The sequence below is a fragment of the Sphingobium scionense genome (genome assembly GCF_014197035.1).
In the GTDB taxonomy this organism is placed as follows: domain Bacteria; phylum Pseudomonadota; class Alphaproteobacteria; order Sphingomonadales; family Sphingomonadaceae; genus Sphingobium; species Sphingobium scionense.
Window position 1 is genome coordinate 104,396 of the sequence record NZ_JACIEU010000017.1, and the last position, 21,798, is coordinate 126,193.

21 protein-coding genes are annotated in these 21,798 nt (G+C 62.7%); 3 read left to right on the forward strand and 18 right to left on the reverse strand.

The annotated features are described in order from the left end of the window. Positions 1 to 139 precede the first annotated feature (139 nt). The 7 genes from GGQ90_RS19385 to GGQ90_RS19415 all read right to left on the reverse strand — a co-directional run bounded on the left by GGQ90_RS19385 (position 140) and on the right by GGQ90_RS19415 (position 8,804). On the reverse strand, positions 140 to 577 hold the full coding sequence (locus GGQ90_RS19385; RefSeq protein ID WP_015460434.1) for a hypothetical protein: 438 nt from the start codon (positions 575 to 577) through the stop codon (positions 140 to 142). A gap of 17 nt (positions 578 to 594) precedes the next feature. Beyond that, entirely contained in the window at positions 595 to 2,592 is a 1,998-nt protein-coding gene (locus tag GGQ90_RS19390) for a conjugal transfer protein TraG (RefSeq protein WP_015460435.1), read from the reverse strand. Positions 2,593 to 2,836: 244 nt separating this feature from the next. Then, the gene (locus GGQ90_RS19395; protein ID WP_015460436.1) at positions 2,837 to 3,913 is read right to left on the reverse strand and encodes an SAVED domain-containing protein; all 1,077 of its coding nucleotides are present in this window, start codon (positions 3,911 to 3,913) and stop codon (positions 2,837 to 2,839) included. Continuing rightward, positions 3,910 to 4,386 (reverse strand): Mov34/MPN/PAD-1 family protein, encoded by a 477-nt coding sequence (locus tag GGQ90_RS19400; RefSeq protein WP_015460437.1) that lies wholly within the window; start codon positions 4,384 to 4,386, stop codon positions 3,910 to 3,912. The genes GGQ90_RS19395 and GGQ90_RS19400 overlap by 4 nt, the downstream gene beginning before the upstream one ends. Further along, positions 4,376 to 5,902 carry a ThiF family adenylyltransferase gene (locus GGQ90_RS29855; protein WP_223178351.1) on the reverse strand — a complete coding sequence of 509 codons (1,527 nt, stop codon included), beginning with the start codon at positions 5,900 to 5,902 and terminating at the stop codon, positions 4,376 to 4,378. The genes GGQ90_RS19400 and GGQ90_RS29855 overlap by 11 nt, the downstream gene beginning before the upstream one ends. 206 nt (positions 5,903 to 6,108) lie before the next feature. Next, positions 6,109 to 7,323, reverse strand: coding sequence for a nucleotidyltransferase domain-containing protein (locus GGQ90_RS19410; protein ID WP_015460439.1), 1,215 nt, complete (start codon positions 7,321 to 7,323; stop codon positions 6,109 to 6,111). A gap of 173 nt (positions 7,324 to 7,496) precedes the next feature. Next, positions 7,497 to 8,804 (reverse strand): abortive infection family protein, encoded by a 1,308-nt coding sequence (locus GGQ90_RS19415; protein WP_015460440.1) that lies wholly within the window; start codon positions 8,802 to 8,804, stop codon positions 7,497 to 7,499. A 116-nt stretch (positions 8,805 to 8,920) separates the two neighbouring features. Here GGQ90_RS19415 and GGQ90_RS19420 point away from each other — a divergent pair, with 116 nt between their 5' ends. The 3 genes from GGQ90_RS19420 (at position 8,921) to GGQ90_RS19430 (ending at position 14,345) form a co-directional block, all read left to right on the forward strand. Continuing rightward, entirely contained in the window at positions 8,921 to 9,880 is a 960-nt protein-coding gene (locus GGQ90_RS19420) for a hypothetical protein (protein ID WP_223178352.1), read from the forward strand. Next, on the forward strand, positions 9,873 to 13,106 hold the full coding sequence (locus GGQ90_RS19425; protein WP_051128764.1) for a DEAD/DEAH box helicase: 3,234 nt from the start codon (positions 9,873 to 9,875) through the stop codon (positions 13,104 to 13,106). The genes GGQ90_RS19420 and GGQ90_RS19425 overlap by 8 nt, the downstream gene beginning before the upstream one ends. A 288-nt stretch (positions 13,107 to 13,394) precedes the next feature. Beyond that, entirely contained in the window at positions 13,395 to 14,345 is a 951-nt protein-coding gene (locus GGQ90_RS19430) for a hypothetical protein (RefSeq protein ID WP_015460443.1), read from the forward strand. 119 nt (positions 14,346 to 14,464) lie between these two features. Here the strand turns inward: GGQ90_RS19430 and GGQ90_RS19435 are convergent, their stop codons facing one another. The 11 genes from GGQ90_RS19435 to GGQ90_RS19485 form a co-directional block, all read right to left on the reverse strand. Continuing rightward, positions 14,465 to 16,225 carry a relaxase/mobilization nuclease domain-containing protein gene (locus tag GGQ90_RS19435; RefSeq protein ID WP_041865010.1) on the reverse strand — a complete coding sequence of 587 codons (1,761 nt, stop codon included), beginning with the start codon at positions 16,223 to 16,225 and terminating at the stop codon, positions 14,465 to 14,467. 253 nt (positions 16,226 to 16,478) lie between these two features. Then, entirely contained in the window at positions 16,479 to 17,129 is a 651-nt protein-coding gene (locus tag GGQ90_RS19440; RefSeq protein WP_084673704.1) for a lytic transglycosylase domain-containing protein, read from the reverse strand. A gap of 82 nt (positions 17,130 to 17,211) precedes the next feature. Beyond that, entirely contained in the window at positions 17,212 to 17,547 is a 336-nt protein-coding gene (locus GGQ90_RS19445; RefSeq protein WP_015460447.1) for a DUF736 domain-containing protein, read from the reverse strand. A 54-nt stretch (positions 17,548 to 17,601) separates the two neighbouring features. Then, a complete protein-coding gene (locus GGQ90_RS19450; RefSeq protein ID WP_015460448.1) occupies positions 17,602 to 18,099 on the reverse strand; it encodes a S26 family signal peptidase in 498 nt (165 codons plus the stop codon). Then, positions 18,096 to 18,572 (reverse strand): DUF2840 domain-containing protein, encoded by a 477-nt coding sequence (locus GGQ90_RS19455; protein WP_015460449.1) that lies wholly within the window; start codon positions 18,570 to 18,572, stop codon positions 18,096 to 18,098. Before GGQ90_RS19455 ends, GGQ90_RS19450 begins: the two co-directional genes overlap by 4 nt. Next, the gene (locus GGQ90_RS19460) at positions 18,569 to 18,829 is read right to left on the reverse strand and encodes a ribbon-helix-helix protein (RefSeq protein ID WP_015460450.1); all 261 of its coding nucleotides are present in this window, start codon (positions 18,827 to 18,829) and stop codon (positions 18,569 to 18,571) included. The genes GGQ90_RS19455 and GGQ90_RS19460 overlap by 4 nt, the downstream gene beginning before the upstream one ends. Continuing rightward, a complete protein-coding gene (parA, locus tag GGQ90_RS19465) occupies positions 18,826 to 19,464 on the reverse strand; it encodes a ParA family partition ATPase (RefSeq protein ID WP_015460451.1) in 639 nt (212 codons plus the stop codon). Before parA ends, GGQ90_RS19460 begins: the two co-directional genes overlap by 4 nt. 178 nt (positions 19,465 to 19,642) lie before the next feature. Further along, entirely contained in the window at positions 19,643 to 20,428 is a 786-nt protein-coding gene (locus GGQ90_RS19470) for a replication initiator protein A (protein ID WP_236626927.1), read from the reverse strand. Between the two features lie 90 nt (positions 20,429 to 20,518). Beyond that, complete coding sequence (locus GGQ90_RS19475) at positions 20,519 to 20,782, reverse strand: helix-turn-helix transcriptional regulator (protein WP_015460453.1); 264 nt, start codon at positions 20,780 to 20,782, stop codon at positions 20,519 to 20,521. 132 nt (positions 20,783 to 20,914) lie between these two features. Continuing rightward, positions 20,915 to 21,367 (reverse strand): DNA -binding domain-containing protein, encoded by a 453-nt coding sequence (locus tag GGQ90_RS19480; protein WP_187294016.1) that lies wholly within the window; start codon positions 21,365 to 21,367, stop codon positions 20,915 to 20,917. A 76-nt stretch (positions 21,368 to 21,443) separates the two neighbouring features. Continuing rightward, the gene (locus GGQ90_RS19485; protein WP_015460455.1) at positions 21,444 to 21,698 is read right to left on the reverse strand and encodes a transcriptional regulator domain-containing protein; all 255 of its coding nucleotides are present in this window, start codon (positions 21,696 to 21,698) and stop codon (positions 21,444 to 21,446) included. Positions 21,699 to 21,798 lie beyond the last annotated feature (100 nt).

Consider the following 21,798-nt stretch of genomic DNA (forward strand, 5'->3'; position numbering starts at 1 on the left):
CCGTCCCCTGATTGCGCCTTGGCGCGAGCCGCGCGTGGGCATGGGGACAGTTAGAAGAGACAGAAAAAACGCTATCGCAACAACTATTTGTGTTTAGCGAAGGGCGTCGAAGGAATAGAAAGCCGGGCGTAGGACTTATTCAGTCCTCAAACCCGGTAACGGGACGGCTCGCCTGTGAACCAACGTCCTGCGTGATCTCACGAGCGAGACTCGACCCCGTCTCGACCCGACGGCCAAGCGCTTCGATGAAGGCCTTATAGCGTTCATTGCCGCTGGCCTTCGCGGCCGCCTGCCCGGTGTCGGGCAAGGGCGGGGTTGTGGTGAGCCAGAAGCGAACGAACAGAGCGATCGCCTCATTGGAGATGGTGATGTTCTGCTCGGCTCGCTCCAGTTGCCGCGACAGGCGATCGAGGCGCCGCGCCAGCGCCGCCTCCAGGCGCTCAGGCCCGTCTGGCGACAGGAACGAGAGAAGTGCGGCCTCGATGATGTGCGTCTGCGGCACGCGCTTGCGGGCGGCATAGTCCTCGATTTGATCGACGAGATCGGGCGGCAGACGATAGGTGCGTTTGACGCGCATGGTCTGGGTTCTCCCTGTCAAAGTTCGATGCCGTCGCCGGGATCGAGGCTTGCGATGCGGGCGATGCGGTGCATCCGGCGCTGGGTGGTCGCCTCATCGCTGGCTGTATCCGGTTCATCGAAATCGAACTCGTTGACGGGCGCCGGCGCCTCACGCACCACTTCCTCATGGTCGGGAAGGCCCGGCTCACGGCGGATATTGGCATTGGCGTCACCGCTGTCCGCATTCTCAGGCGTGGCGGCCGCTCCGCCGGATTGACCGGGAGGCGGGCTGTCCGGCTGCGGCGGCGGTTCGATACCCGTCCAGTCGTCTGGGCGTGGCGGCCGTTGGCTGCGCTGGGGTTTTGGTGCCGGCAGCAAGCGGCGGGTGAGGCGGGGATCGGTGAAATATCGCGCCTTCTTCGCCCGCACCGGCGGCGTGCCCGCCACCATGACGATCTCATCGTCGGGTGGAAGCTGCATGATCTCTCCAGGCGTGAGGAGCTGGCGGGCGGTCTCGGATCGCGACACCATCAGATGGCCGAGCCAGGGGCTGAGCCTGTGGCCCGCATAATTCTTCATCGCCCGCATTTCTGTGGCGGTTCCGAGGGCGTCCGAAACCCGTTTGGCCGTCCGCTCGTCGTTGGTCGCAAACGAAACCCGGACGTGGCAGTTATCCAGGATCGAGTGATTGACGCCATAGGCCTTCTCGATCTGATTGAGCGACTGGGCGATCAAGAAGGATTTCATCCCATAGCCCGCCATGAAGGCCAGTGCGCTCTCGAAGAAATCCAACCTGCCCAAAGCCGGAAACTCGTCGAGCATCAGCAGCAGGCGCTGCCGCTTGGCAGTGGAGTTCAACTCCTCGGTCAGCCGACGCCCGATCTGATTGAGAATGAGCCGGACCAGTGGCTTGGTGCGGTTGATATCAGAAGGCGGGACGACCAGGTAAAGCGAGACTGGATGCGGCCCGTTCACGAGGTCGGCGATCCTCCAGTCGCATTGCCGGGTGACGGCCGCGACGACCGGATCGCGGTACAAACCCAGGAACGACATGGCGGTCGAGAGCACGCCCGACCGTTCGTTCTCGCTCTTGTTGAGCAGCTCGCGTGCCGCGGAGGCGACGACCGGGTGGACGCCGGCTTCCCCTAGATGCGGGGTCAGCATCATGGCCCGCAGGGTGGTTTCGATCGGTCGGCCCGGATCGCTGAGAAAGTTGGCGACGCCGGCCAGTGTCTTGTCGGGTTCGGCGTAGAGGACATGAAGAATGGCACCGACCAGCAGCGCATGACTGGTTTTCTCCCAGTGGTTCCGCTTCTCGAGCGACCCTTCGGGGTCGACCAATATGTCGGCGATATTCTGAACGTCGCGCACTTCCCATTCGCCGCGGCGCACTTCGAGCAAGGGGTTATAGGCCGCGCTCGCCGCATTGGTCGGATCGAACAGCAGCACCTTGCCGAACCGGCTGCGGAATCCCGCGGTCAATCCCCAGTTCTCGCCCTTGATGTCGTGGACGATGCAGCTGCCCGGCCAGGTCAGCAGGCTCGGCACGACCAGCCCGACGCCTTTGCCGGAGCGGGTTGGCGCGAAGCACAGCACATGCTCCGGGCCGTCGTGGCGCAGATAGTCGGTTCCCAGCTTACCGAGGATCACGCCATCATCACCCAGCAATCCGGCGGCGCGCGCCTCCGTCTCGGTCGCCCAGCGCGCCGAGCCATAGGTCTCGGCATTCTTCAGTTCACGGGCGCGCCAGACCGACATGCCTATGGCGACGGCAATCGATACGAATCCACCTGAGACGGCGATATAGGCGCCGTGCAGAAATATGTCGGGTGCATAGGCGTCGAACGAAAACCACCACCAGAAGAAAGCGGGCGGCGGATAGATCTGCCAGTCGCCTATGGTGAACCAGGGTGATCCAAGCTGGGGTTGATGGGCGAGCGCGGCGGCCGTCCACTGGGTTGCGCTCCAGACCGACGCGAGAACGATCGCGAAGACTGCGAGGATCTGGCCCCACAGTATCTTGGTAGCCGACATAACCCTTCCTTTCCGGCAAATTGCCTAAAGGTCGGGATCGAAATGGCGCTTTTACAATAGGTTATGGGGCTCCAGCGTAGGGACGGCGATTATAGCGTGCAAATACAAGAAATGGCGTAGATGTCGGACGATCCGGAACGGCAGGTTACAGGTCACGAAAGCAGGAAATCGGACATTCACTCACGCAAAAAACTGCCTTCCGGTTCGACCCTTGTTGCCCTCGACAAGCCGAAAAGCTTCAGCTTCATGAGCGAACGAGCGTTGCGCCTGGCGCGTTCGCGACGGGCATCTTGATACCCCATGGGTAGGTCGCTGGCGATCCATTCTCATATTGATAGACGGTGAGTGCCGGCAGATTGCGCTTGTCGTAGCTGCGGCCGAAGCTGATCACCACGCTGGTCGGCGCAACAAGCACAAGGTGAACTTGCCGGACGTTGGTCGCACAAAGCTGGCGCGCCAAGTCGAAGAATTGCTGCGCCCATGCCGCCTGTTTCGCCGCTGACCAATGATGATCGATTGTCGGAGCAGGTAGCCCTAGCCGAATGACCGGCAGGCCTGGGAAGCGATGTGCGATAGCAACCCGATCCTCCGGGTAAGACACCGAGACCGCGACCACAACTTCGCTGGCATCACCGACCGTCTCGAGCCCGGTCAGCACCAATCGCTCGCCGTCGTCTGGTTCGTCGAGACGGCGCCAGCATTCTTGGGCCCGATTCCAGTCCAGCAGGGTCACACGGCCCTCATCATCTAGAAGAACCCCCATCAGAAAGGCGAACGGCACCGCGGCCATGCCGCCGGCAACCACCGTGAGGTCGCGACGGTCCCGGCCGGTCGAGTTCTGATGGATCATGTGCGGTAGGCTCTCGAGCCTGGCCAACGCCTGCTCGGGCGAAAGCAAAACGCCGTCCGCACCCTGCCGGATATCGAGTAGGAGTGAGACGCGCCGGTTCATAATCCCCGTGGGGACCGCGGAGATAAGCGGTTGTCCGCTCATGTCCCGTAGCCCTCGCAGCTCGATCGCAATCACTTGCTTGCGGCTCTCGCGTCGCAGATCGACAAACAGCCATAGTGCTCCACCAATAATCATTAGGGAGGCGAGCGTGAGGACGAGCGCCAAAGCAAAGGCCGGTATGCCGGCACCGGAATCGAAGGACACATCGATCCGGCCGTTCTCGGTCGGGATGCCAACCGTCAGAGCGAACCCGGCAAAGGTCGCGAGGATCAGCGTCACGCCCCATTTGATGAGCCGCATGCCCGGCAGCGGGCGCAGGAAGATGAAATCGATCCAGGAGCGAACGAAATAGTCGAAATGCTTTTTCACGTCTGGTTCCCCTTCGCGCCGTCGATGATCTCGATCGGCTCCGGTGGCGCGCCGCGCTGGAACAGCGTCGCCGACAACAACAGCCGCCGCCACCAAGCGGTGCGCACGATCAGCAGCATGGCGAAGGGAATATCGCGCTCCCCCTCGACAAGATCTTGCATCGATGCGAGGTCGGTGGAGCTCGGAATGGGTAAATGGTTTGGGTGCGAATGCCATTCGCCGAGATAGTTGAACCGCACGAAATCCGACGCGGTTTCCTCGTAGAATCGGTCGAGCGCGCGGTGGTGATGTTCGACCGATCGCACGAAATGAGCAGCGCTACCCGTCACTTCATCAATCGTAAAGTCGGCGAGCCTGAAATGGCCGGCCTCCACCTGTTCGGCCATGAGGATACCGCCGATCTCGCGCCGTCGCGCCTTCGCCAGCGCCTGGCGCATACGTGCGCGCAGCGGCTGCGTGAACTCAACCTTCATCCGCGGCCTCCTCGGCCTTGGGGAAAAACTCGCGCAGCAAACCGCCCAACTCGTCTCGCGCATTCTCGTCGGCGTCCGGACCCCATTGCCCCTCGGGCACAAGATCGATCGGATAAGTGTCGAATGGCGCTGCGAAGATCCACTCACGCGCCATCCCGATTGCATAGGCCGAATTCGGAAAGGTGGTCGCGCCACCTTTGAGCAAGTCGATCGCCATGCGTCCGGCATGAGCGGCGATGACTGAGACATCCGCGTCGTCGGCGATCAGCGGTGGCTTTTCGGCATCGATCTGCAGGCTGTATTGCTCGCCATCGCCACCGGTCCAGGGAATGCCATTGTCGTCGCACCAACGCAGTATCTGCCGCCGCGCAGCGTACGGCGGCGGATCGAGATCGGGGCGCGAGCGTGCGATCATGCCACCAATGCCGCCGGCAAAGACCTCAGCCCAGATCAACGGCTTCCGTTCGGCACATGCCACCGAGCCACAAAGGTTGAAGATCTGCGCGTCTGCTGTCGCGTCGATGATCAGATCGCACTGGCCAATTTGCTGCAGCGCCGAGTCGGTCGACGCAGAACTTTCCTGTCCGCCGAGCAGCAATCGTCTTACGATCGTCTTGGTGGACGGATTAATGTCGTCGAGCCGCGCCGCCAGCGCATCAGGTTTATTGAGGCCGACCGCGCGCCAGTCGAGTTCATTGCGCACCAGATTGCCCGGTAGCAGCAGATCACCATCAACCAGCACCAGCGTGCCGACACCTGCACGGGTAAGGGTTGCCGCGATCTTCGATCCTACTGATCCGCAACCAACGATCGCGACGCATTGGTCCGCAAGCACCCCGTGCTCGGCAGACAGGCGTTGCTCGTTCGCCGGCGCGACGATCGTGCGGTAGACATAGACAGCGCGGCTGCCGGTGCCCTGCGCGAGCGAATAGAGCCGCGCCGTCCCGCGATGAACCAGCAGCAGCGGCATCTCGGCGTCGGAAGCTGTCATGCGCTCCAGCGCCGGGGCGAAGTTCAGCGCGGTCAGAATGGTGTTCAGAAAGGCGTAACTGCCTTCGAACGGAACGTTAGTTTCGTCGGGGAGCCGGATGGCAAATCCCTCGCGCGTGCGCGGCTCCGTGAGCGGCGGCGCGGCGGCCCATATCGGCGGGGCGTCGGGCGATCCAAGTCGGCGTGGATGCGCAAGCCAATGTTTCGCGAACCAATGTTCATCGAGGGTGAAAGGCTGAGCTTGCAAGAGCGGCTGCTCCACAAGGATATCCAGCAAGGTCGTGTTGAGGATCAGGCGCAGCTTGGTGTTGCGCACCTCCTGCGCGACAGTCTGGCGATGGGCGCTGGCGACATCGGCGACCTCACCGTCTGAGGGACTTTCGCCCGACAGCAGCCGATAAGCGCTTCCGATCATCATCGCGCCCGTGAACTGCGGTTCCCAATTGTCAGGACGATACTCGAGGCAGAGCTCGCCCCCTGCGCCATATTGGTGACCCGAGATTCTCGCGCCGTCGCGCGGCGTCACCTGCGGCGGCACCGCCGGAAAAAAGTGCGGATAGGTCAGGCTGAGCGGGTAGCTGGCACCGAGATGGACGATGTCGAAATCCGCGACGAACTGGAGATCGTCGGTCAGCCGCCACTTGGCGGACTGGAGCCAGTCCGCCTCTTCAGCCAGCTCGGCGATCGCCTGCCGTTCGGCGCGGGCGCGGGACGGCAGATCTGTCCACCAGATCACGCAAAGCCTTGCGGCTTGGTCGGCGTGCGCGCGGTGTTGCTAAAGCTTGGGGTCGACAGCGCACCGGCGGCGGCCGCCGTCGCCCCGCGGAGCAGCCCAGCGGGCTTGCTGGCGCTCCGATCGGCTGCGCGCTTGGCCAGCTCCTGCCCGAGATGCGGCGACAGCGAGTCAGTGATTGAGTGTCGATCGGCAAGGCTCGCTGCATGGGCGAAGTCCCGCTGCGCCTGGCGCAGCCACGCATAGAAAGCCCGTTCACGCTCGGGGAATTCGGCCCATTTGTCGGCAAAATTCTCGAGCGGGTCACTCGGATTCGCGATCACTGCACGACCGCGCGTGTCACGCGCGATATAGGCTTCCATTCCGCTCAGAATCGACAGCAGCGCGTCGGCGATCTCTTCCTCGCCCTGATAGGCATGCGCCGCGAGCGTGGTGATGATGATCGAGATCGGACAGCAGTTGAGCTCATCCTTTACATACATGATATCGCGGTGCCGCTTCAGGATCATGATCGAGGATTGCAGCGGCGTGCGCACCTTATAGTCCGGGATCGCCTCGACGCTGGCCTTGACCGCATCGGCCATGGCGCGGCGGCGCTTCTCGAGCACGACGCGCATGCGGCCCTTGAACCAATCGAGATAGCCTTTGGGGTTCGAACGCGGCCAATCGTCGCTGATCTGCTGATAGCCCAGCCGTTCATTGTCGGTGATTGCGATCGCGGTTGCCGCCCGGCTGGCGTCGAGACCCTTGCTATCAAGCAGGATGCGAACGTCTCGCGCATTTGGCAGCGCGGGTACCACGTCCATGTGGAATTGTGCGCCATCGGCATAGTTGAGGGTCCAGCAGCGCCGGCCCTCGCGGAGGGGCTTGGTCATCGCTTGGGAACGACGGTAGCCCTCCATTTCCGCGCCAACCATCGCCTTCAGGGTCTCTTGCGAAAGCTGTGACTTGTTGAGCGCTTTCAGTTCGCAGACTGCATCGACATCATATTCCTCCTCGGCATGCAGCGGTTTGATCACCGTTCCGAGGCCGAAGGAGCCTTGGACATAGACAGCGGGATCATAGCCACGCAGCGTGGAGGCGGGACGATTGAACCATCGACCGAGCGACCGATAGCTCTCCTGCGCCTGCTCATAGCGCGTATCGCTGATCTCGAGCTCATCGGCGAGCGCATCGAGATAGGTCTTGGCTATAGAGGTGGCTTTGGCCGTCATAAAGTATTCCCCAAATAACATCATCGGGCTACTCGCCCGCTATTTCCCGTGAGCAACAATGTAGTTACGTATCATTAAGGATAAAGTTCTACCGAAGAAAAGGCGCGCCGGACAATATAATCGGCGGTCGCGTTTTCAGCATGGTGCGCTCGGATAGGTATAAACATACCGGGTCATACGCCCCGGCATCCTGCGCGCTTGCTTTGCAATTGGTTGCTTGGAGCCACTGCGGAACACTCCACTTCCTCTTTGAACTGACGTTCGCGGAAGGTCTCCGTCACGAAATCGATGAATGATACAGCCGTACCCACTGCGAGCCGCGCGTGACGCGGCTGTAAGCCGCGGTGTTGACCATCGCGACCATGACCTGAGCCATAGAGGCCACGCAGCTCGGCAAGATATTGCGTGAGCGCCGACAGGTTGCGCAAAATCAGCCTAATGGTCTCAGCGCCTCGGGCTGCGTCAGTAATGTTATCGGGGACCAGCCCCAACTCCTTAGCCACCAGCTTGGTGAGCGCTGGAAGATCGGCGCCGGTTGAATAGCTGATCCCGCGCTTGGTCAGGACCGATTTGCAACAGCTTTCGACCAGTTCCTTAGCCGTTCCGATCGCCAGCGCCGGATCTCGATCAACCGCATTTTCGAGCCGCTCGATCTCGCGGTGCATCCAAGCGGCGTCGAGCGCGTCAGCGACAGTTCGCGCCCGCATCACCGATCTGCTGCCCAACTCGCCGATGGCCTGTGCAACAAACCGTGGCCGGCCAGCGATCTTCTCAACCTCGACCAGCATCCAACCTTCGGGACGCAGCTGGTCGTTGAAGTTACGAACCATATCCAGCGCTTGATTGCGGTCTGGCCGCACGACCGGGTGGACCATTTCGGCAAGAAAAGCGAGGAAACGGTCCGCCGGACCATCGATCAGGTCGAAACGCTTGTCCTCGAAAATCCAGTCGTCTTCCCAGTCGTGATTGTTCCAGCGGTGCTGCCAGATATCGCCCGCAGCATCCTTGTAGCGCGAGTCATGCGACGGCAGTGTCTCTAGATCCCAGAGCCGCTGCAGAAATTCGACATCATCCAGCGATCCCATCCACGCAATGTTGTCGACCTTGAGACCGTCAATGATGTTGCGGCGTGCTCGGCGCGATAGGTTCGCAGGCGCCGAACGCCAGTCGGTACGCGGTTGAATGCGCGGCCTGATTGATGCGCTGAACCACACATTTCCGTCGCGCTCATATACGGCCTTCACGCGCGCCGTGATTTGCTCCTCCAGCGTAGCGCGCTTTGTACCTAGACGGCCGTAGTGCGCCGGGTCGATCGACAGATAGACGGTATAAATCGGCGTTCCGCCGTTCCAATTGTCCCAGCCTGTCTCAGTTACCTCGCAATCAGCCTCGCGGAGCAATTCGGCCGCTTCGGCCATGCCTTCGGCCGCCAGCATCGCCTCTACCGCCGCTAGATGCGCCTCGTCGTCCTGACCGTCCACATTCCCACTCCTTTGATCCCCACTTGTCTACACAGAACGAAGGTGGAACGAAAGTGACATCGATGCGGGTAGGATAAGAGGCTGCGGCCTCATCGACGAGCTAATCCGAAGCACGAATGACAGCTTTGTCGACGAAAGACGTCGAGCTCGTGAATTGGGGCTTGGCTTTCCTGCCAAACCGAAGTCAGTTGGCCGCCGGGGAACGGGGGGACCGCGACATCGAACAATCTGGCGATATAAGTTGGAATCCACTGACTGCGGCAGCTTGCCATGCCGGAGCCGGTTGCGTGGGCGAGCGCTGGACGGTTGCGAACGCCGCGCAGTTGGCGCGCCTGATAGCGATCATCGCCATGGGACAGGTGAGTCAAGCCGCGCACATCGTCTCGAGTCTGGCGCCGGCTGCCCCGGCCTTCTCCTTCGCGGAATTGCGGTCCGAAGCGATCATCCGACTGACGGTGCAGGACGGGCCGCAGACACCGCGTATCGGCTATCCGCGCTGGCAACGTGACGGCTTCATGTTCGAGGCCATGTCCTGGATTGCTGCCCGGCAGTCTCATGGTCCAGCCGTGCTCATGAAAGACCCGCACGTCAGTGCGACGAGCCAAGGACTCGATGGTCTCATGCTGGTGTTGTCGCCGGACAAGTCTGCGATCGAGACTACGACGATCTTTGAAGATAAATGCACCGACGATCCGAAATCGATCTTTGCCGGTAAGGTAATGGCGGGATTCCGGGAGCGCCACGACAACAGGCGAAGCGCGGAAATCATCGCGACGGCGGGCGCGCTGCTGACTAGGGCGGGGATCAGCGACGAGTTCGCGGCGAGAATGGCCGCCGCCGTTACCGACCGCAACCGTCGCCGCTACCGCGCCGCGGTTACCACCGTTGCAGAGCTGGACAATGACTCTGCTCGCGCCAACATCTTCTCCACCTATGGAGATTTGACTGGAATAACGACCGACCAGCGCCAAGCGGCCTGCTTCGTCGTTCCCGCCGAGCTGCGGCCATGGTTTGACCAACTTGGGCTTCAGGCAGTGGGCTACCTCAATTCACTCGAGGACGACCTTGATGTTTGACGCCGAGACGTCTCGCTTCCTGCGGTCAGCTCCACCTCTGCCGGATCTCGATCCGGAGATGATTCCGGCGCTCCTCACTCAGCACTATGCCGAACTCGCCTCGTCCCGGCTGAGAGGAAGCGAAGCATCGCCGCCAAACACTAACTGGCCCCTCGAGCGCATCGCCGACACCTATGAACTCGTCGCGTCGACGCAGCGCGAGTCGCCGTCAAGAGCCGCCGCGGCATTCGTTGCCGGGACGGCGCAGCAAATCCTTGCCCGCCGGCAGCTGTTGCAATCCCCCGACCAGCCGATCTCCAACATCGACCGCGACCGGGTCGATCCCTCGCTCTCGGCCGCAATCCTGTTCCTGATGGCGGAACAGTATGGCGACGCCAACGAGGCGGCCTTGCAGATCAGGATCGCGCGCGGGGGCGAAACCTACGAAGCCGCAATCGTGAGCGAGCATGTCGCCGACATGGCGCGTGGCAGGCTGGCCCGTATCTTAGACCGCTCGGCCCGCTGGCGTCGGCCAGCGCTTCCGGGCGGAATGGAAGATCGGGCGCTTGCTGCGCTGCTAGAAACCATAGCGACGGGCATCGAACTCCTGGCGGCACATATTCTCCGCGCGCCCGCTCCTGAATCCATCGCTGGCCGCTTCGCCAGCTCGCGCGATGCCTTTGACACCGTCGTCGGGCTGGCAGTCGAACGCCCCGGCCTTGATGCCGTCGCGTTCGATCTTGGCGCGCTCTATCCCGGTCCATTCCACCTCGCATCGTTGCTGTCCGCCGCCGACGGCGTCCTCAAGACGGCGAGCTTGCACGACACCCCGATGCCAAGCGGCGCCGACGCGGCAACATGGGAGCGTTGGCTTCGGTTTCGGGCGGATAAATTTCCCTTTGTCTGGCCGAACCACCGCAAGGCGATCGCCGACGAATTTCACCAGACCGGGGTTTCCGCGGTCGTCGTGCTCCCGACAGGGGCGGGTAAGACCACGGTCTCCTCGCTCAAGATCGCAGGCGTTCTTGCGCGCGGAAAGAAAGTCGCCTTCCTTGCCCCCACACATGCCCTGGTCGATCAGCTGACTGAAGACCTCCAGGAAATGTTTCCGAGCGAGATCATGGACTCGGTTATCTCTAACGACTTCGATCTCCTCCTCGGCGACGATGCCTCGTTCCAGGATATCGAGGTGATGACCCCCGAGCGCTGCCTGGCGATGCTCTCGTTCGCGCCCGAAGCCTTTGCCGACGTGGGATTACTCGTATTCGACGAGTGCCATCTATTGAGTCCACAGACAGGCAGGATCCGCCGCGCGCTCGACGCGATGCTGTGCGTGTTAGCCTTTGCGGAGGCTGCGCCCGAGGCCGATCTGCTCTTGCTGTCTGCGATGGTGCGCAACGGCGCCGAACTCGCGGACTGGGTTGGAACGCTGACCAAGCGGCGGAGCATCGCGGTCGACCTCCTGTGGAAACCGAGCCGCCAGGCACGGGGTGTCGTCATCTATGACGAGACGGAACTCACCGCCTCGCGCACCCGCGCGTGGGAGCGGCAGATCGCCGCGGATGCTGCCGCTCCCAAGCCTGCAAAGGATTTGCGCGGCGCGGCGCAAAGGGAGCTGACTGCGCGACCTTACGGAATCTGGGGGCTGCAGCATAACTGGCATTCCGTATCTGAAAGCAAGGCCTGGGTCGTCACGACCGCGCTGCTCGACACGCCCGTTTTACTTTCCGGGTCGATCAAGACTGGCTCACTAAGGCTCAAGCCGAACGTCAACGAGGTTGCCGCGCGTCTCGCCGCCACGGCCAGTCTTCGCGAGTTGAAGACGATCGTGTTCGTGAACACGAAGCGCGATGCGGTTTCGGTGGCACGTGAGATCGCGACGCAATTGGGAACCCGTATTCCGGCGACAGAACCGGAAAGCGAGCGGTGGGCAGCGCTCAAAATCGAACTCGGCGGTCTCAAACATTCCCTCGTCACACCTGAGCATTGCGCCGTACCGCACAACTCGTCGATGCTGCGGCTCGAGCGCGACCTTGCCGAGCGTATGTTCAAACGAGGTAACGGCGCCAATGTCATCGTGGCGACGCCCACCCTAGCGCAAGGCTTGAACTTGCCAGCGCAGCTCGCAATCCTTGCCGGTGACAAGCGCGCCGATCGCGCCGGTGGTCGCGAGAATCTCGAGGCGCACGAAATATTAAATGCCGCAGCGCGCGCCGGCCGCGCAGGCCATCTTGCGAACGGGCTGGTCCTGCTGATCCCGGAACCCATCATCACATTTCGCAGCGGACAGCCACTCAACGCGAACCTCATAGGTAAGCTCAAGGGCGTTCTCCCGGAGGACGACCACTGCGTGACCATCACGGATCCGCTGGAAACTGTACTGGACCGCCTCATGGCGGGCCAAATGCAGGATTCCGACGTTCAGTATACGATCAACCGCATGGCGGTCCTCGCCAGCGGGGAGAATGCGGTTGATGCCGCACACCTGTTCAATCTTCACAAGTCGTTCGGTTACTATAGGGCGGCGAGCCGTGCCGCTGCAGCCGAGTTCGAAGCCAAGATAGAGCAGCTTCGCATGTCGATCGAAGCTCAGCGCGATCCGGATATCGATCACAACGTCGCGATCCTGTCTTCCCAAAGCGGGCTTTCCGCAAACTTGCTCGTCGCGCTCAAGGCCCGCGTCCATGCCGATCTGGCGACACTTCCGAACTCGGTCGCCGACTGGCTGGCTTGGACACTCAAATGGCTCGCCGAGGACTCCGACGCCCGCTCCGCTCTGCTTTCGGACGTCTCGGATAGCATCCTCGCAGCATGCGGTGAGCCGAAGGGCGGTGCCCTTGGCCCCCAGCATCTCGATCATCTGCTTCGCGGCCTGCTGGCATGGATCAATGGCGACAATCTGCGTTCGATTGAACTTATACTCGGCGGTGAGCCCGATCATCACACTCCGACGAAGTATGTCTGCCCGCGGGCGCGCGAGATTGCGGGCACGATCGTGCCGAGGGCGATTTCTTTCATCCTGAGCCTTGTCGCGCGCGTCGCCAGCGACGCGATAGGGTCCGAAGAGCCAGCGGATCTCGATCGGCAATTGATCGAGTTCCTTGGTACGATCGTGCGCCGCGGGTACAGCAGCCCTGACATGATGTTCTACGCGATGGACAACAAGCATTTGCTGGGCAGAGTCCAAGTCCATGCTGCTTGGAAAAATCGCTTTGACGGAATCTTTGACCCTCTTGGGGATCTTTAGATTCCTGATATGTCTAAAACATCTTTCCTAATAACGCTCGCGCGTTCACACCAAACGGTAAGCTGGCGCACCAGCGAACGGGTGCAACAAGAACTCTATTGCTTCCGCGATTCCTCCTTCTTCTTTCATGTTTCGATCGTTCTCGACAAGATGAGCAAAGGACCACTCTTAGATAGCAAGCTCAAATGTCGGAATGACCGAAACGTCGGCGACATCGTGACTGCCTGATCCAATTTATGGATGCCATGTGACTTGTTTCGCGCCGACAGGTAAAAGTAGAATCAGTGGATGACTAAAAATCAACCCGACAAAAAACCGAAGCGCGATCCCGCCCAGCTGTTCGGCGGCAAGCGGTTCGACGTCGAACACGCTCTCAACATGTACGCGACGAGCTTCGTGCTCATGCCTGCCTTCGGAATCTACGAGGAGAAGATCGTGGCGGCGTTCAAGCCGCATCTCGCGAAATGCCACATTTACGTCATCGGCACTATGCCGGCGATAGAGACCGTCGATCAGCGCCTTGAGGATGGACGGCTTGTCATCGTTATCCTCGTTGCCGGCAAACGCCATGAACTTGCCTGGCCCATGCCTGACGGCGTCGAGCTGGTCGAGACCGAGCGGGGGTGGTTCATCAAAAACGGTGATGGTTACTGGGCACCCTCTGACGAAGAGATGGCGCGACGGCTGAACGACGAGCAGGATGCGATCGGCTTCGAGGTCCTCTACATTGGTCAGGCTTATGGCAAGGACGGGTCGCGCAACGCCCTCGACCGGCTGCTCAAGCACGAGACCCTGCAGCGGATCTCGGTCAAGGGCGTGCCGCCTGATCGCCGGCTCACGCTGCTCATGCTCGAGATCGAACCGGGCAATCGGATGATCACCTTCATGAACCCGTGGGCCGAGAATAAGGAGGAGGGAAGCGCCCGCATTTCGGCGGGCCTGGATAAGTTGTTCGGGACATCCGACGCCGAGCGCGTGACCCTCTACGAGGCGTCGCTAATCCGGTACTTCCAGCCACCGTTCAACAAGGAGTTCAAGGAGAGCTTCCCGTCCACCAACCTGAAGGTACTGGCGGACTGCTACGACAAGGATTTCTCCGCCTTAATCTCGGAGATTTGCATCGACGAACTGCCGTTCAAAATGACTTCGGACGCCGTTCAGCCGTCCCAGTACCACACCGCAAAATTTGACCTTCACGAGGATGAGGCGCGTCAGGTGTTCTTCGGAAAGAAAACATAGCGGCGCTGAGGCCGTCGGTAAGCCGCTCGGGGCGGATGAATGTAGACGGGTTTTAGGACGAGCTTCGGGTGCTGCGAACGGCAGCAATGCCGGCGAATTCTGTCTTCGACGAGTACCGATCACAATCCCAATCCCAGTCCACGTTGCCGTCCAAAGGACCAGTCCACACCGCCGCCCGGCGTCATCGTGCCGGAGACGTGGCGGCCGAGATGCTGTTCGAGCGCCGGCCGCCAGGGAACGAGCTGGAAGCCCAGCCCATTGTCGATCATGGCGAACCGGCCTGAGGCCAGCGTCACCCGCTGTCGATAGATACCCGCGACATGATCGCCGGGCCTCGATGGCAGAGGCGCGAGGCCGGTGCGGTTCACAAGGTCGGTCTTGATGTGCAGCATCTCCCGGTCCTTGAGCGTCTGGATCAACGCGCGGGCGAATATGACGCGGCCACCCCGTCGTTCCGCCAATCCCTCATTGACCAGCTGGTCGGCCCGCGACTCCATGGCGGCGGCGACTTCCGCGCCGAAACCGCCTCCCAGCGCAGGCTGCTCGCGTGCGACGAGATTACGATCGAGCCAGGTCGCGCCATCGGCGCTGATCTGCTCGCCAAGCGAAAGATCGGAGCGTGACGCGAGCGAATGGCGCCGCTGTCCCCTGGCATCGTCCCAGGAGCGCAGTTCGACGATGGCGCCGGGCTTCGCGTCGCCAGTCATGTCGATATCGTCGAACCGGAGATGGTGGGTGCGACCATCGATGCCATCGACAACGGCATAGGCGCTGCCTTTGAGTTCATCATAAAGCCCGCGATCAACCAGACGGCCCACGACAGGATCGATCGGGGGCGCTTGGTGGATCGCGAAGCGGGACACGTCGGGGTTCGGTGTGTCCCTGGCCATCGCCTTGTGCATCGTCTTGATGATATCACCGCGAACACCGAGATCGCGCAGCGTGTCTTCCAGACCAGGCTTGATGGTCCAGGCTGCGGGACCGAGCGGATCGACCAGGCCCAGGGCTTCGAGCTTCTGCGCGCGGCCTATCAGGAGATGCCGGTTTTGAGGTCCATGACCATTGGCATCCGGGCGCAAATCGACAATGCCGCCATGACGATCGGCGATATCCCTCAGGGTGCGATCGAGGCTGGTCCAGCGATCGGCCTGAACCTCGCGGCCGAGTGCGGCCTGGATCTCGCGTTGGGTGCGCGGCCCCATCTCGAGGGTCACGCGATCTTCGGCGCGATGACGGAAGCCCTCGCGGATATAGTCCCGACTTATGACGAGGTCGCGGCCATCGTCGCCGCGGCCACGAACCAGCACATGGATATGCGGGTCATCGGTATTCCAGTGATCTATTGCTACCCAGTCGAGCGAGGTGCCGAGATCGCGCTGTGCATCCGCCATCAATTCGCGGGTAAAGGCACGCAGGTCCTCCATCTCCCTGGCGTCCTCCGGTGAGATGATGATCCGAAAATGGTGGCGATCGTCCTCGCAGCGATCAGCGAAGGAGTTTCCGTCCGCCTGATCGCCAGTCGCGTCGAACAGTCGGCCTGGCGCACCGTCGCGCGTGACGCCTTCGCGTTCGAGATAGCTGGCGTGCCGGGCAAGCGGTGCTGCACGATATTTGACCCCTTGGTGCCGGACAATCCGCATCTTGACGACGACGCGTCGATCCGATGACCTGCGCGCGCGACGAGGGGCCGTCACCCGGCCGCGCCCGAAGCGGGAAGCGCCGCCCCCTTTCCGGCGAGGACTGTATGCGCGACCGCCGCGCCCGCCTTTGTTCGCCGCCCGCAGCACCTGGCCGACGAAGGACTTCGCTTGCCGGCCTTTTGTCCCTCCGTCGCGGGGCCGTCCAGGCCTGACCTGGAACTCGTCGTCGGGGCCGCTCATCGGAGGCTGGAACCATCGGCGCAAAAGCCTGCCAGACGTGGATCGATGAGAATTTCGGCAGTTTCACGAGAACATGCTGGCAGGCCGCTCGCGGAGCCATACGAAAAATCCCCGACCAACCAACCATCTGGACCGAGCCTGCTGGCGGTCCTTTTATCTTGCCGTGCCTCCCTGTTCTTCCTGCGTTCCCAGCCGCTTGTTCGATAGAGGACGTCATTGCTCCCCTGAGTACGCTTGCCTGCGAGCGGGCCCGTCATGACGGGTGCAGACCGGAAAGAGGGACGAAGAGGCTGTCCTCGAGCTGGCGAGGCGCGGGATCTGGTGCGTCTTCACCATCGTCCGGTGGCGAACCGGATGATGTCGACACGGTAGTGGACTGGACGCGGACCGGTCGCGAAAAGAGCGGCGCGTGGGTCCAGGCCAGCGCATCGGCGGGCGCGCTCGCGAGCGCGCGAGCGGGCGGTCCGCCGACCATCGGCGCGAGCATGGCGAGATAGGCGCGCGTCTCCCGCGGTAGCGCCCGGCCCGTCGCCAGATGCTCATCATAGCGTCCTGGGCCGGCGTTATAGGCTGCCAGCATTGCCGTCGAATTGCCGTAACGATCATACAACTCACGAAGATAAGCCGTGCCCGCGATGATGTTGTCGCGGGGCTCGTAGGGATCGCGGCCGAGGCGATAGCGCGTGCGAAGCTCCGCCCAGGTCCCGGGCATGATTTGCATCAGACCCATGGCTCCAGCGTGCGAGATCGCGGTCACATCGCCGGCGCTTTCGGCGCGCATGACCGCCCGTATCCAGCGCTCCGGGATGCCGAAGCGGCGGGATGCCTCGGCCACATGGGCGGCGAACGGCGTTACCGCGGATGGCGACCGCGCCGCGGCGGTTTCGCCGCCCGCTATGGCCATCGCCGGCGCGCTCGCAAGACATGCGAGCAGCGCCAGCGACAGCGCCCGGCGGCGCGATTTGCAGCAGCTCGGGCGCACCGGATCAGGTCCGGTCTTCGCGGACACGGTGACGGCTTACCGACAGGCGGAACGCCGAGCCCTCGTCGTCGGTGCGAAAGAGATGCGCGCGCAGAGTCTGGCCCGCGAACAGCGGGCTTTCGATTTCCAGCGAGACATAGTCGCCAGCGCGTTCGCCGACATCCTTCCACGCGGCGCCAACTCTCGGGCCATGTTCGTCGTCGAGCAGCACGCGGAAATCCGGCGCCTTGTCTGCATCGCTCGGTTCGGCGGGAACAAGCGTGACAATCTCGTCGATGCCGAACAACCGGATGCGGCCCTTATAGCCCTCATCGGTGGGTTTGAAGATATTGGGTTGCATTGCCAGTCTCCTTTGCTTGGCGGGGTGGAATGAATTTCGCGGCACGGCGAACGCTCACATGGGCGTCGCCCGCCCGATCACGGTTGCTGCGGGAAGTGGTCCGAAATAGCGGCCGTCGAGGCTGTCCTCGCGATCGGCATTGAGGAAAAAAAGCTGGTCGGCTGCGAGCGTCCGGCATCCCGTCCAGACGGGCAGCGCGCGGCCAAGCCGGTCAGTTGTCTGCGCCACAGCAACGACATCGCCGTCGATGCTGATCGTGTCGCCGGTTCGGCAAACCGTCTGTTCGGGCAGCGCCGCCACACGCTTGAGGAGCGGCAGGCCGAGCGGCAGATAACCGCCCTCGGCGAGGAACCGTGCGATGTCCGGTGGCGGCAGAACCACCGCAAGCTCGCCGCGCGAGACAGGGTCGCCGACGCGCACCCGGTAGAAGCCGATCGGAACACTCGGACTGGCGTTCCAGATCAGGCGCGGAGGCGGATCGATCCACATCGAGATCGCTATGAGATTGACTGCGGCGACGGCGGCCGCGAGCGTTTTCCAGGGATAGGTCATTGCAAGGAGCCTTTGCGGGCGAGCCAGGCGCGATGGCGCTCCAGCGTGTAGGGACGCGGCGTTTCGCGGGCGGCGAGGCGATTGTGGACGTGGCGCCAATGGTCCGGGGCGACGTCGGCGGGATCGATTTCGAGGGCGTCCACCGCGTCGATCGCTTCGAACACACGCTGAACCTTGGGCCAGCCGGAAGCCCGCAGCAGAATGTCACCGCCCGGATCGACACCAGGCACGGTCTGATAGGGCTCGCCTGGCAGCACCGCGCGCAGGATGTCGATGCGAGAAACGACGGTGCCGTAGTCGTTCGACGCCCAGCGCACGAAAGCGAATATGCTGTCGGGAGCGAAGCCCAGGCGGCGCCGGCGCCGGTCGAGTATCTGATCCTCGACAGGGCGGCCGAAGCGTATCCAGCGCTCGATCTTCTTTTCGATCCACAGCAGCTCGACGCGGGTGCGATCATCGCGGACAGCGATCATGGCGCGCGCTCCTGGTCTTCCGCCGGGAAGGCTTCGGCCAGCATGGCCCGCACCAGATCGGCCAGCGTCAGCCCGCGCTGGAGCGCGGCAAGCTTGAGTCGTTTCCGCAGTTCCGGCGTCACATCGATGGTGAGGCGCGCGGTGTTCGCGCTGCGTGAAGGCGACGTTGTCCGTTCCCCTTCGCCGGCGGACACCCAGGCTTCGACGCCGCGTGGCCGGGCGACGAAACGCCTGGGCGGTTTGACCGGACCGCTCATGACAGCAGGTTCTCGACCTGCTGTGCCAATGCTGAGATTTCGCGCGCAGCGATGCTGTCCGCGTCCATTTCGGACGCGAGGCGCCCGGTCCGCAGTGCATCGGCGAAGATCACCCGCTGGCCGACATGGGCCGGCAGCAGAGGCGGATCATGGGCTTCGAGACTGTCGGCAGTGGCCCGCCCGATCAGCGTGCGCGCGGGATAGCGGTTGAGAACGAACCGCGCCGCGATCGCGGGTTTGAAGATGCGGGCCTGATCGAGCAAGGCCAGCATCTCGGCTGACGCCCAGCCATCGAGCGGGGATGGCTGTACCGGCATGAGAACGAGATCGGCGGCCAGCAGAGCCGAGCGAAGCAGCCCTGCGACGCGCGGCGGTCCGTCGATCACCACATGGTCGACACCACGGGCCAGTTCCGGCGCCTCGTGATGCAGCGTGTCGCGTGCGAGACCGATCACGCTGAACAGCCGTGGCAGGCCTTGCGACGCGCGCTCCTGCGCCCAGTCCAGCGCCGAGCCCTGCGGATCGGCATCGATCAGCAGGACACGCTTGCCTGTGACAGCCCACTGGCCAGCCAGATGAAGCGCGAGAGTGGTCTTGCCGACGCCGCCCTTCTGATTGAGCAACGCGACGATCATCGCGTTTCGTCCACAGGCGCGCAGCCCGTTAGTATGAATCCGAAGGATTCAGAGTTAGCAATGTTAGGGGGCAGAATCGGAAAACGATTCCAAGGTGTTAAGCCCGGTTTCGGTTCCTGATAGTCCGAGGATCGGGTTCCCGATCGTCCGATAGTCGCGGTTCCCGATAGTCCGTGCCTCATGGCAACTTATCCACAGGCGGGTAGCCCATTCGCCGCATGGCGGCGTCGAGCGGATCGATGGGGAGCGGAGCGAAGTTCAGCCGCTGACGGCCGAGTTCGAAGGTGAGTGTCAGCCGGTATCCGGGCAGCGGCTGGCGGCGGACGATATCTCGCAGCTCGAAGCTGAAGCGCTTGAGCGGCGAGAGGACGCCCGACTTCAGGTGAAGGTGGGCGACGTCGAAGCTCCACCCATGTTCCTGCCGTCCGCCATGCTTGCGGCAGATACGATAGAGCCAGCGTTCCAGGCCGCCGGTCAGGTTGAAATAGGCTCGGTCGATGGTGAGGACGAGCGCGTGATCCAGCACCCCGGCATAGAACCAGTCAGGGACGATCATCTCGATGCCGAGCGCGCGACCCTGGCCATCGAGACGCTCACGCCACTCATTGATCCAGGAGAAGCGATGGCGCCTGCGCTGGGTGGTTTGACGGATGCTGGTAGCGATCGTGGTCGACTGAAGCCGGTCGAGCCCGGCGCGCAGCCGCTCATAGCTCGCCTTGCCGGTGCCGCGCCGGGTGAAGGTCAGGATGTCATAGGGCGTCGCGGCGATGAGGCGGGAGGTCGGCAGTCCCGCATCATGCGCCTCGACAATCTGGCTTGCCGCCCAGATCAGGATATCGGCGTCCCAGATGGTCGCCATCCCATGTTCGGGCGTCGCTTCGACATGGATCGAGACATCGCCCATGCGGAACAGGATCGGTGCGACCCGCTTGCTCTTGGCAAGCGAGAAGAAGGGCCAGCTCATCAGATCCTGGGCGTCACGCGGGGCGATATCTCCGGCGATCGGACGGAACAGGTCAAGCTGCCGGGAAGTGAAGCCTTTGGCTGTCACGGATTACCGTCCACGCCCGGCATTCGCAGGCCGTCTCGTGGTGGCGATGCCCGGTCCCGGATCGGACGTTGACCGGCGCATCCCGGCCGCTGCCCAGTCGTCGATGTCGGCGACCGTGTAGACGATGCGGCCACCGAGCTTGTGGTAGATGGGGCCGGTGCCGAAGCAGCGATGTTTCTCCAGCGTGCGCGGCGAGAGGCCCAGACGCTTCGCGGCATCGGGGGTTCTCAGAAAGCGTGGCGCATCATCTGGGGGATTGGGCTGCATTGTCGGTCTCCGTCGAAGCGCAGGCCGCGTGGGGCGAGCGCGTAGTGGCGGAGACAAGGCTGGCGTAATCTGCTTGCGCCGGGAGAGAGGGGAAAATCAGGCCAAGGAAAATGTCGCACTGGCCCTGGTCGATCAGCGCCCGCGCAGGAGATCCAGATATCCGCTCTCGCTGAGCCGGAGCGCCTCGTCGCGAAGACGCTGAACCTGTCGGCGTTCATTGGCCGCGCGCCAGTCCGAACCATGTAGGCCAAGCTCAGGATAGACGGCGGCATCGGCCAGTTCGCGGGTGCTGAGGCCCGTCGCAAGGAGGCCCAGCAGATGCAGAAGAAATGTCAGTCTCATGCGCTGGAAGTCTGTCGGCCGGAAAGCTGTGGGCACGCGCCCGCCTGCGGCGCCCTGCAGTCGGAGGGCCAGACGATCAGCGACCGAACGCCGCAAAGCATAGTCGCGGTCGGGGGTGAGAACTATGGCCGGCTCGACTTCCAGATTCGGTTCAGCGAGCCACAGTCGCAAGCGACCGCCAGGGTCGTCGATGACGAGATGCCGACCGCCCTCATCACTATGATCGGCGAGGATCAGGCCCAATCGTTCTGGTGCAAACCGCCCCCTGATCTCCAGGCCACGCGGCGGAGGCGCCAGGGCAACGGTCCCGGGGGCGACCTCAGGCCGCCAGAGCGCAGGAGACACTGCGGCGGAAACATCGGGATCGATCGGAAAACACCAACCCCCAGCGCCGGGCAAAGCCCGTGCTGAGGGTCTCCTTTGATGAAGCGCCGTTCCTGCGCGCGGCATATCGAGCGTATTGCCGCCGGTATTCCTTGTTGTGCCGAAGGAATTCCTGCGCGAAATCGGCATAATCGAGATCGGCGGTTTCCGCGGCGATCGCTTGCGACCGCCAATCGCTGGCAGTTGGCATCGCACCTCTCCCTGTTGCCCCTGTCTCGGGACAGTCGAAGAGCTTGCCTGCGCTGATGTCCGCTGGAAGAGCCGGGTGCGCGATGGAGTTGACCTGGGAT

Coding starts and splice junctions, on each gene's coding strand:
- GGQ90_RS19470 (WP_236626927.1), bottom strand. CDS start 20,428: ATGAGCTGGCCCTTCTTCTCGCTTGCCAAGAGCAAGCGGGTCGCACCG.
- GGQ90_RS19390 (WP_015460435.1), bottom strand. CDS start 2,592: ATGTCGGCTACCAAGATACTGTGGGGCCAGATCCTCGCAGTCTTCGCG.
- GGQ90_RS19460 (WP_015460450.1), bottom strand. CDS start 18,829: ATGAGCGGTCCGGTCAAACCGCCCAGGCGTTTCGTCGCCCGGCCACGC.
- GGQ90_RS19435 (WP_041865010.1), bottom strand. CDS start 16,225: ATGAGCGGCCCCGACGACGAGTTCCAGGTCAGGCCTGGACGGCCCCGC.
- GGQ90_RS19450 (WP_015460448.1), bottom strand. CDS start 18,099: ATGACCTATCCCTGGAAAACGCTCGCGGCCGCCGTCGCCGCAGTCAAT.
- GGQ90_RS19400 (WP_015460437.1), bottom strand. CDS start 4,386: ATGAAGGTTGAGTTCACGCAGCCGCTGCGCGCACGTATGCGCCAGGCG.
- GGQ90_RS19410 (WP_015460439.1), bottom strand. CDS start 7,323: ATGACGGCCAAAGCCACCTCTATAGCCAAGACCTATCTCGATGCGCTC.
- GGQ90_RS19425 (WP_051128764.1), top strand. CDS start 9,873: ATGTTTGACGCCGAGACGTCTCGCTTCCTGCGGTCAGCTCCACCTCTG.
- GGQ90_RS19440 (WP_084673704.1), bottom strand. CDS start 17,129: ATGGCCATAGCGGGCGGCGAAACCGCCGCGGCGCGGTCGCCATCCGCG.
- GGQ90_RS19430 (WP_015460443.1), top strand. CDS start 13,395: ATGACTAAAAATCAACCCGACAAAAAACCGAAGCGCGATCCCGCCCAG.
- GGQ90_RS19455 (WP_015460449.1), bottom strand. CDS start 18,572: ATGATCGCTGTCCGCGATGATCGCACCCGCGTCGAGCTGCTGTGGATC.
- GGQ90_RS19385 (WP_015460434.1), bottom strand. CDS start 577: ATGCGCGTCAAACGCACCTATCGTCTGCCGCCCGATCTCGTCGATCAA.
- parA (WP_015460451.1), bottom strand. CDS start 19,464: ATGATCGTCGCGTTGCTCAATCAGAAGGGCGGCGTCGGCAAGACCACT.
- GGQ90_RS19420 (WP_223178352.1), top strand. CDS start 8,921: ATGACAGCTTTGTCGACGAAAGACGTCGAGCTCGTGAATTGGGGCTTG.
- GGQ90_RS19475 (WP_015460453.1), bottom strand. CDS start 20,782: ATGCAGCCCAATCCCCCAGATGATGCGCCACGCTTTCTGAGAACCCCC.
- GGQ90_RS19485 (WP_015460455.1), bottom strand. CDS start 21,698: ATGCCAACTGCCAGCGATTGGCGGTCGCAAGCGATCGCCGCGGAAACC.
- GGQ90_RS19445 (WP_015460447.1), bottom strand. CDS start 17,547: ATGCAACCCAATATCTTCAAACCCACCGATGAGGGCTATAAGGGCCGC.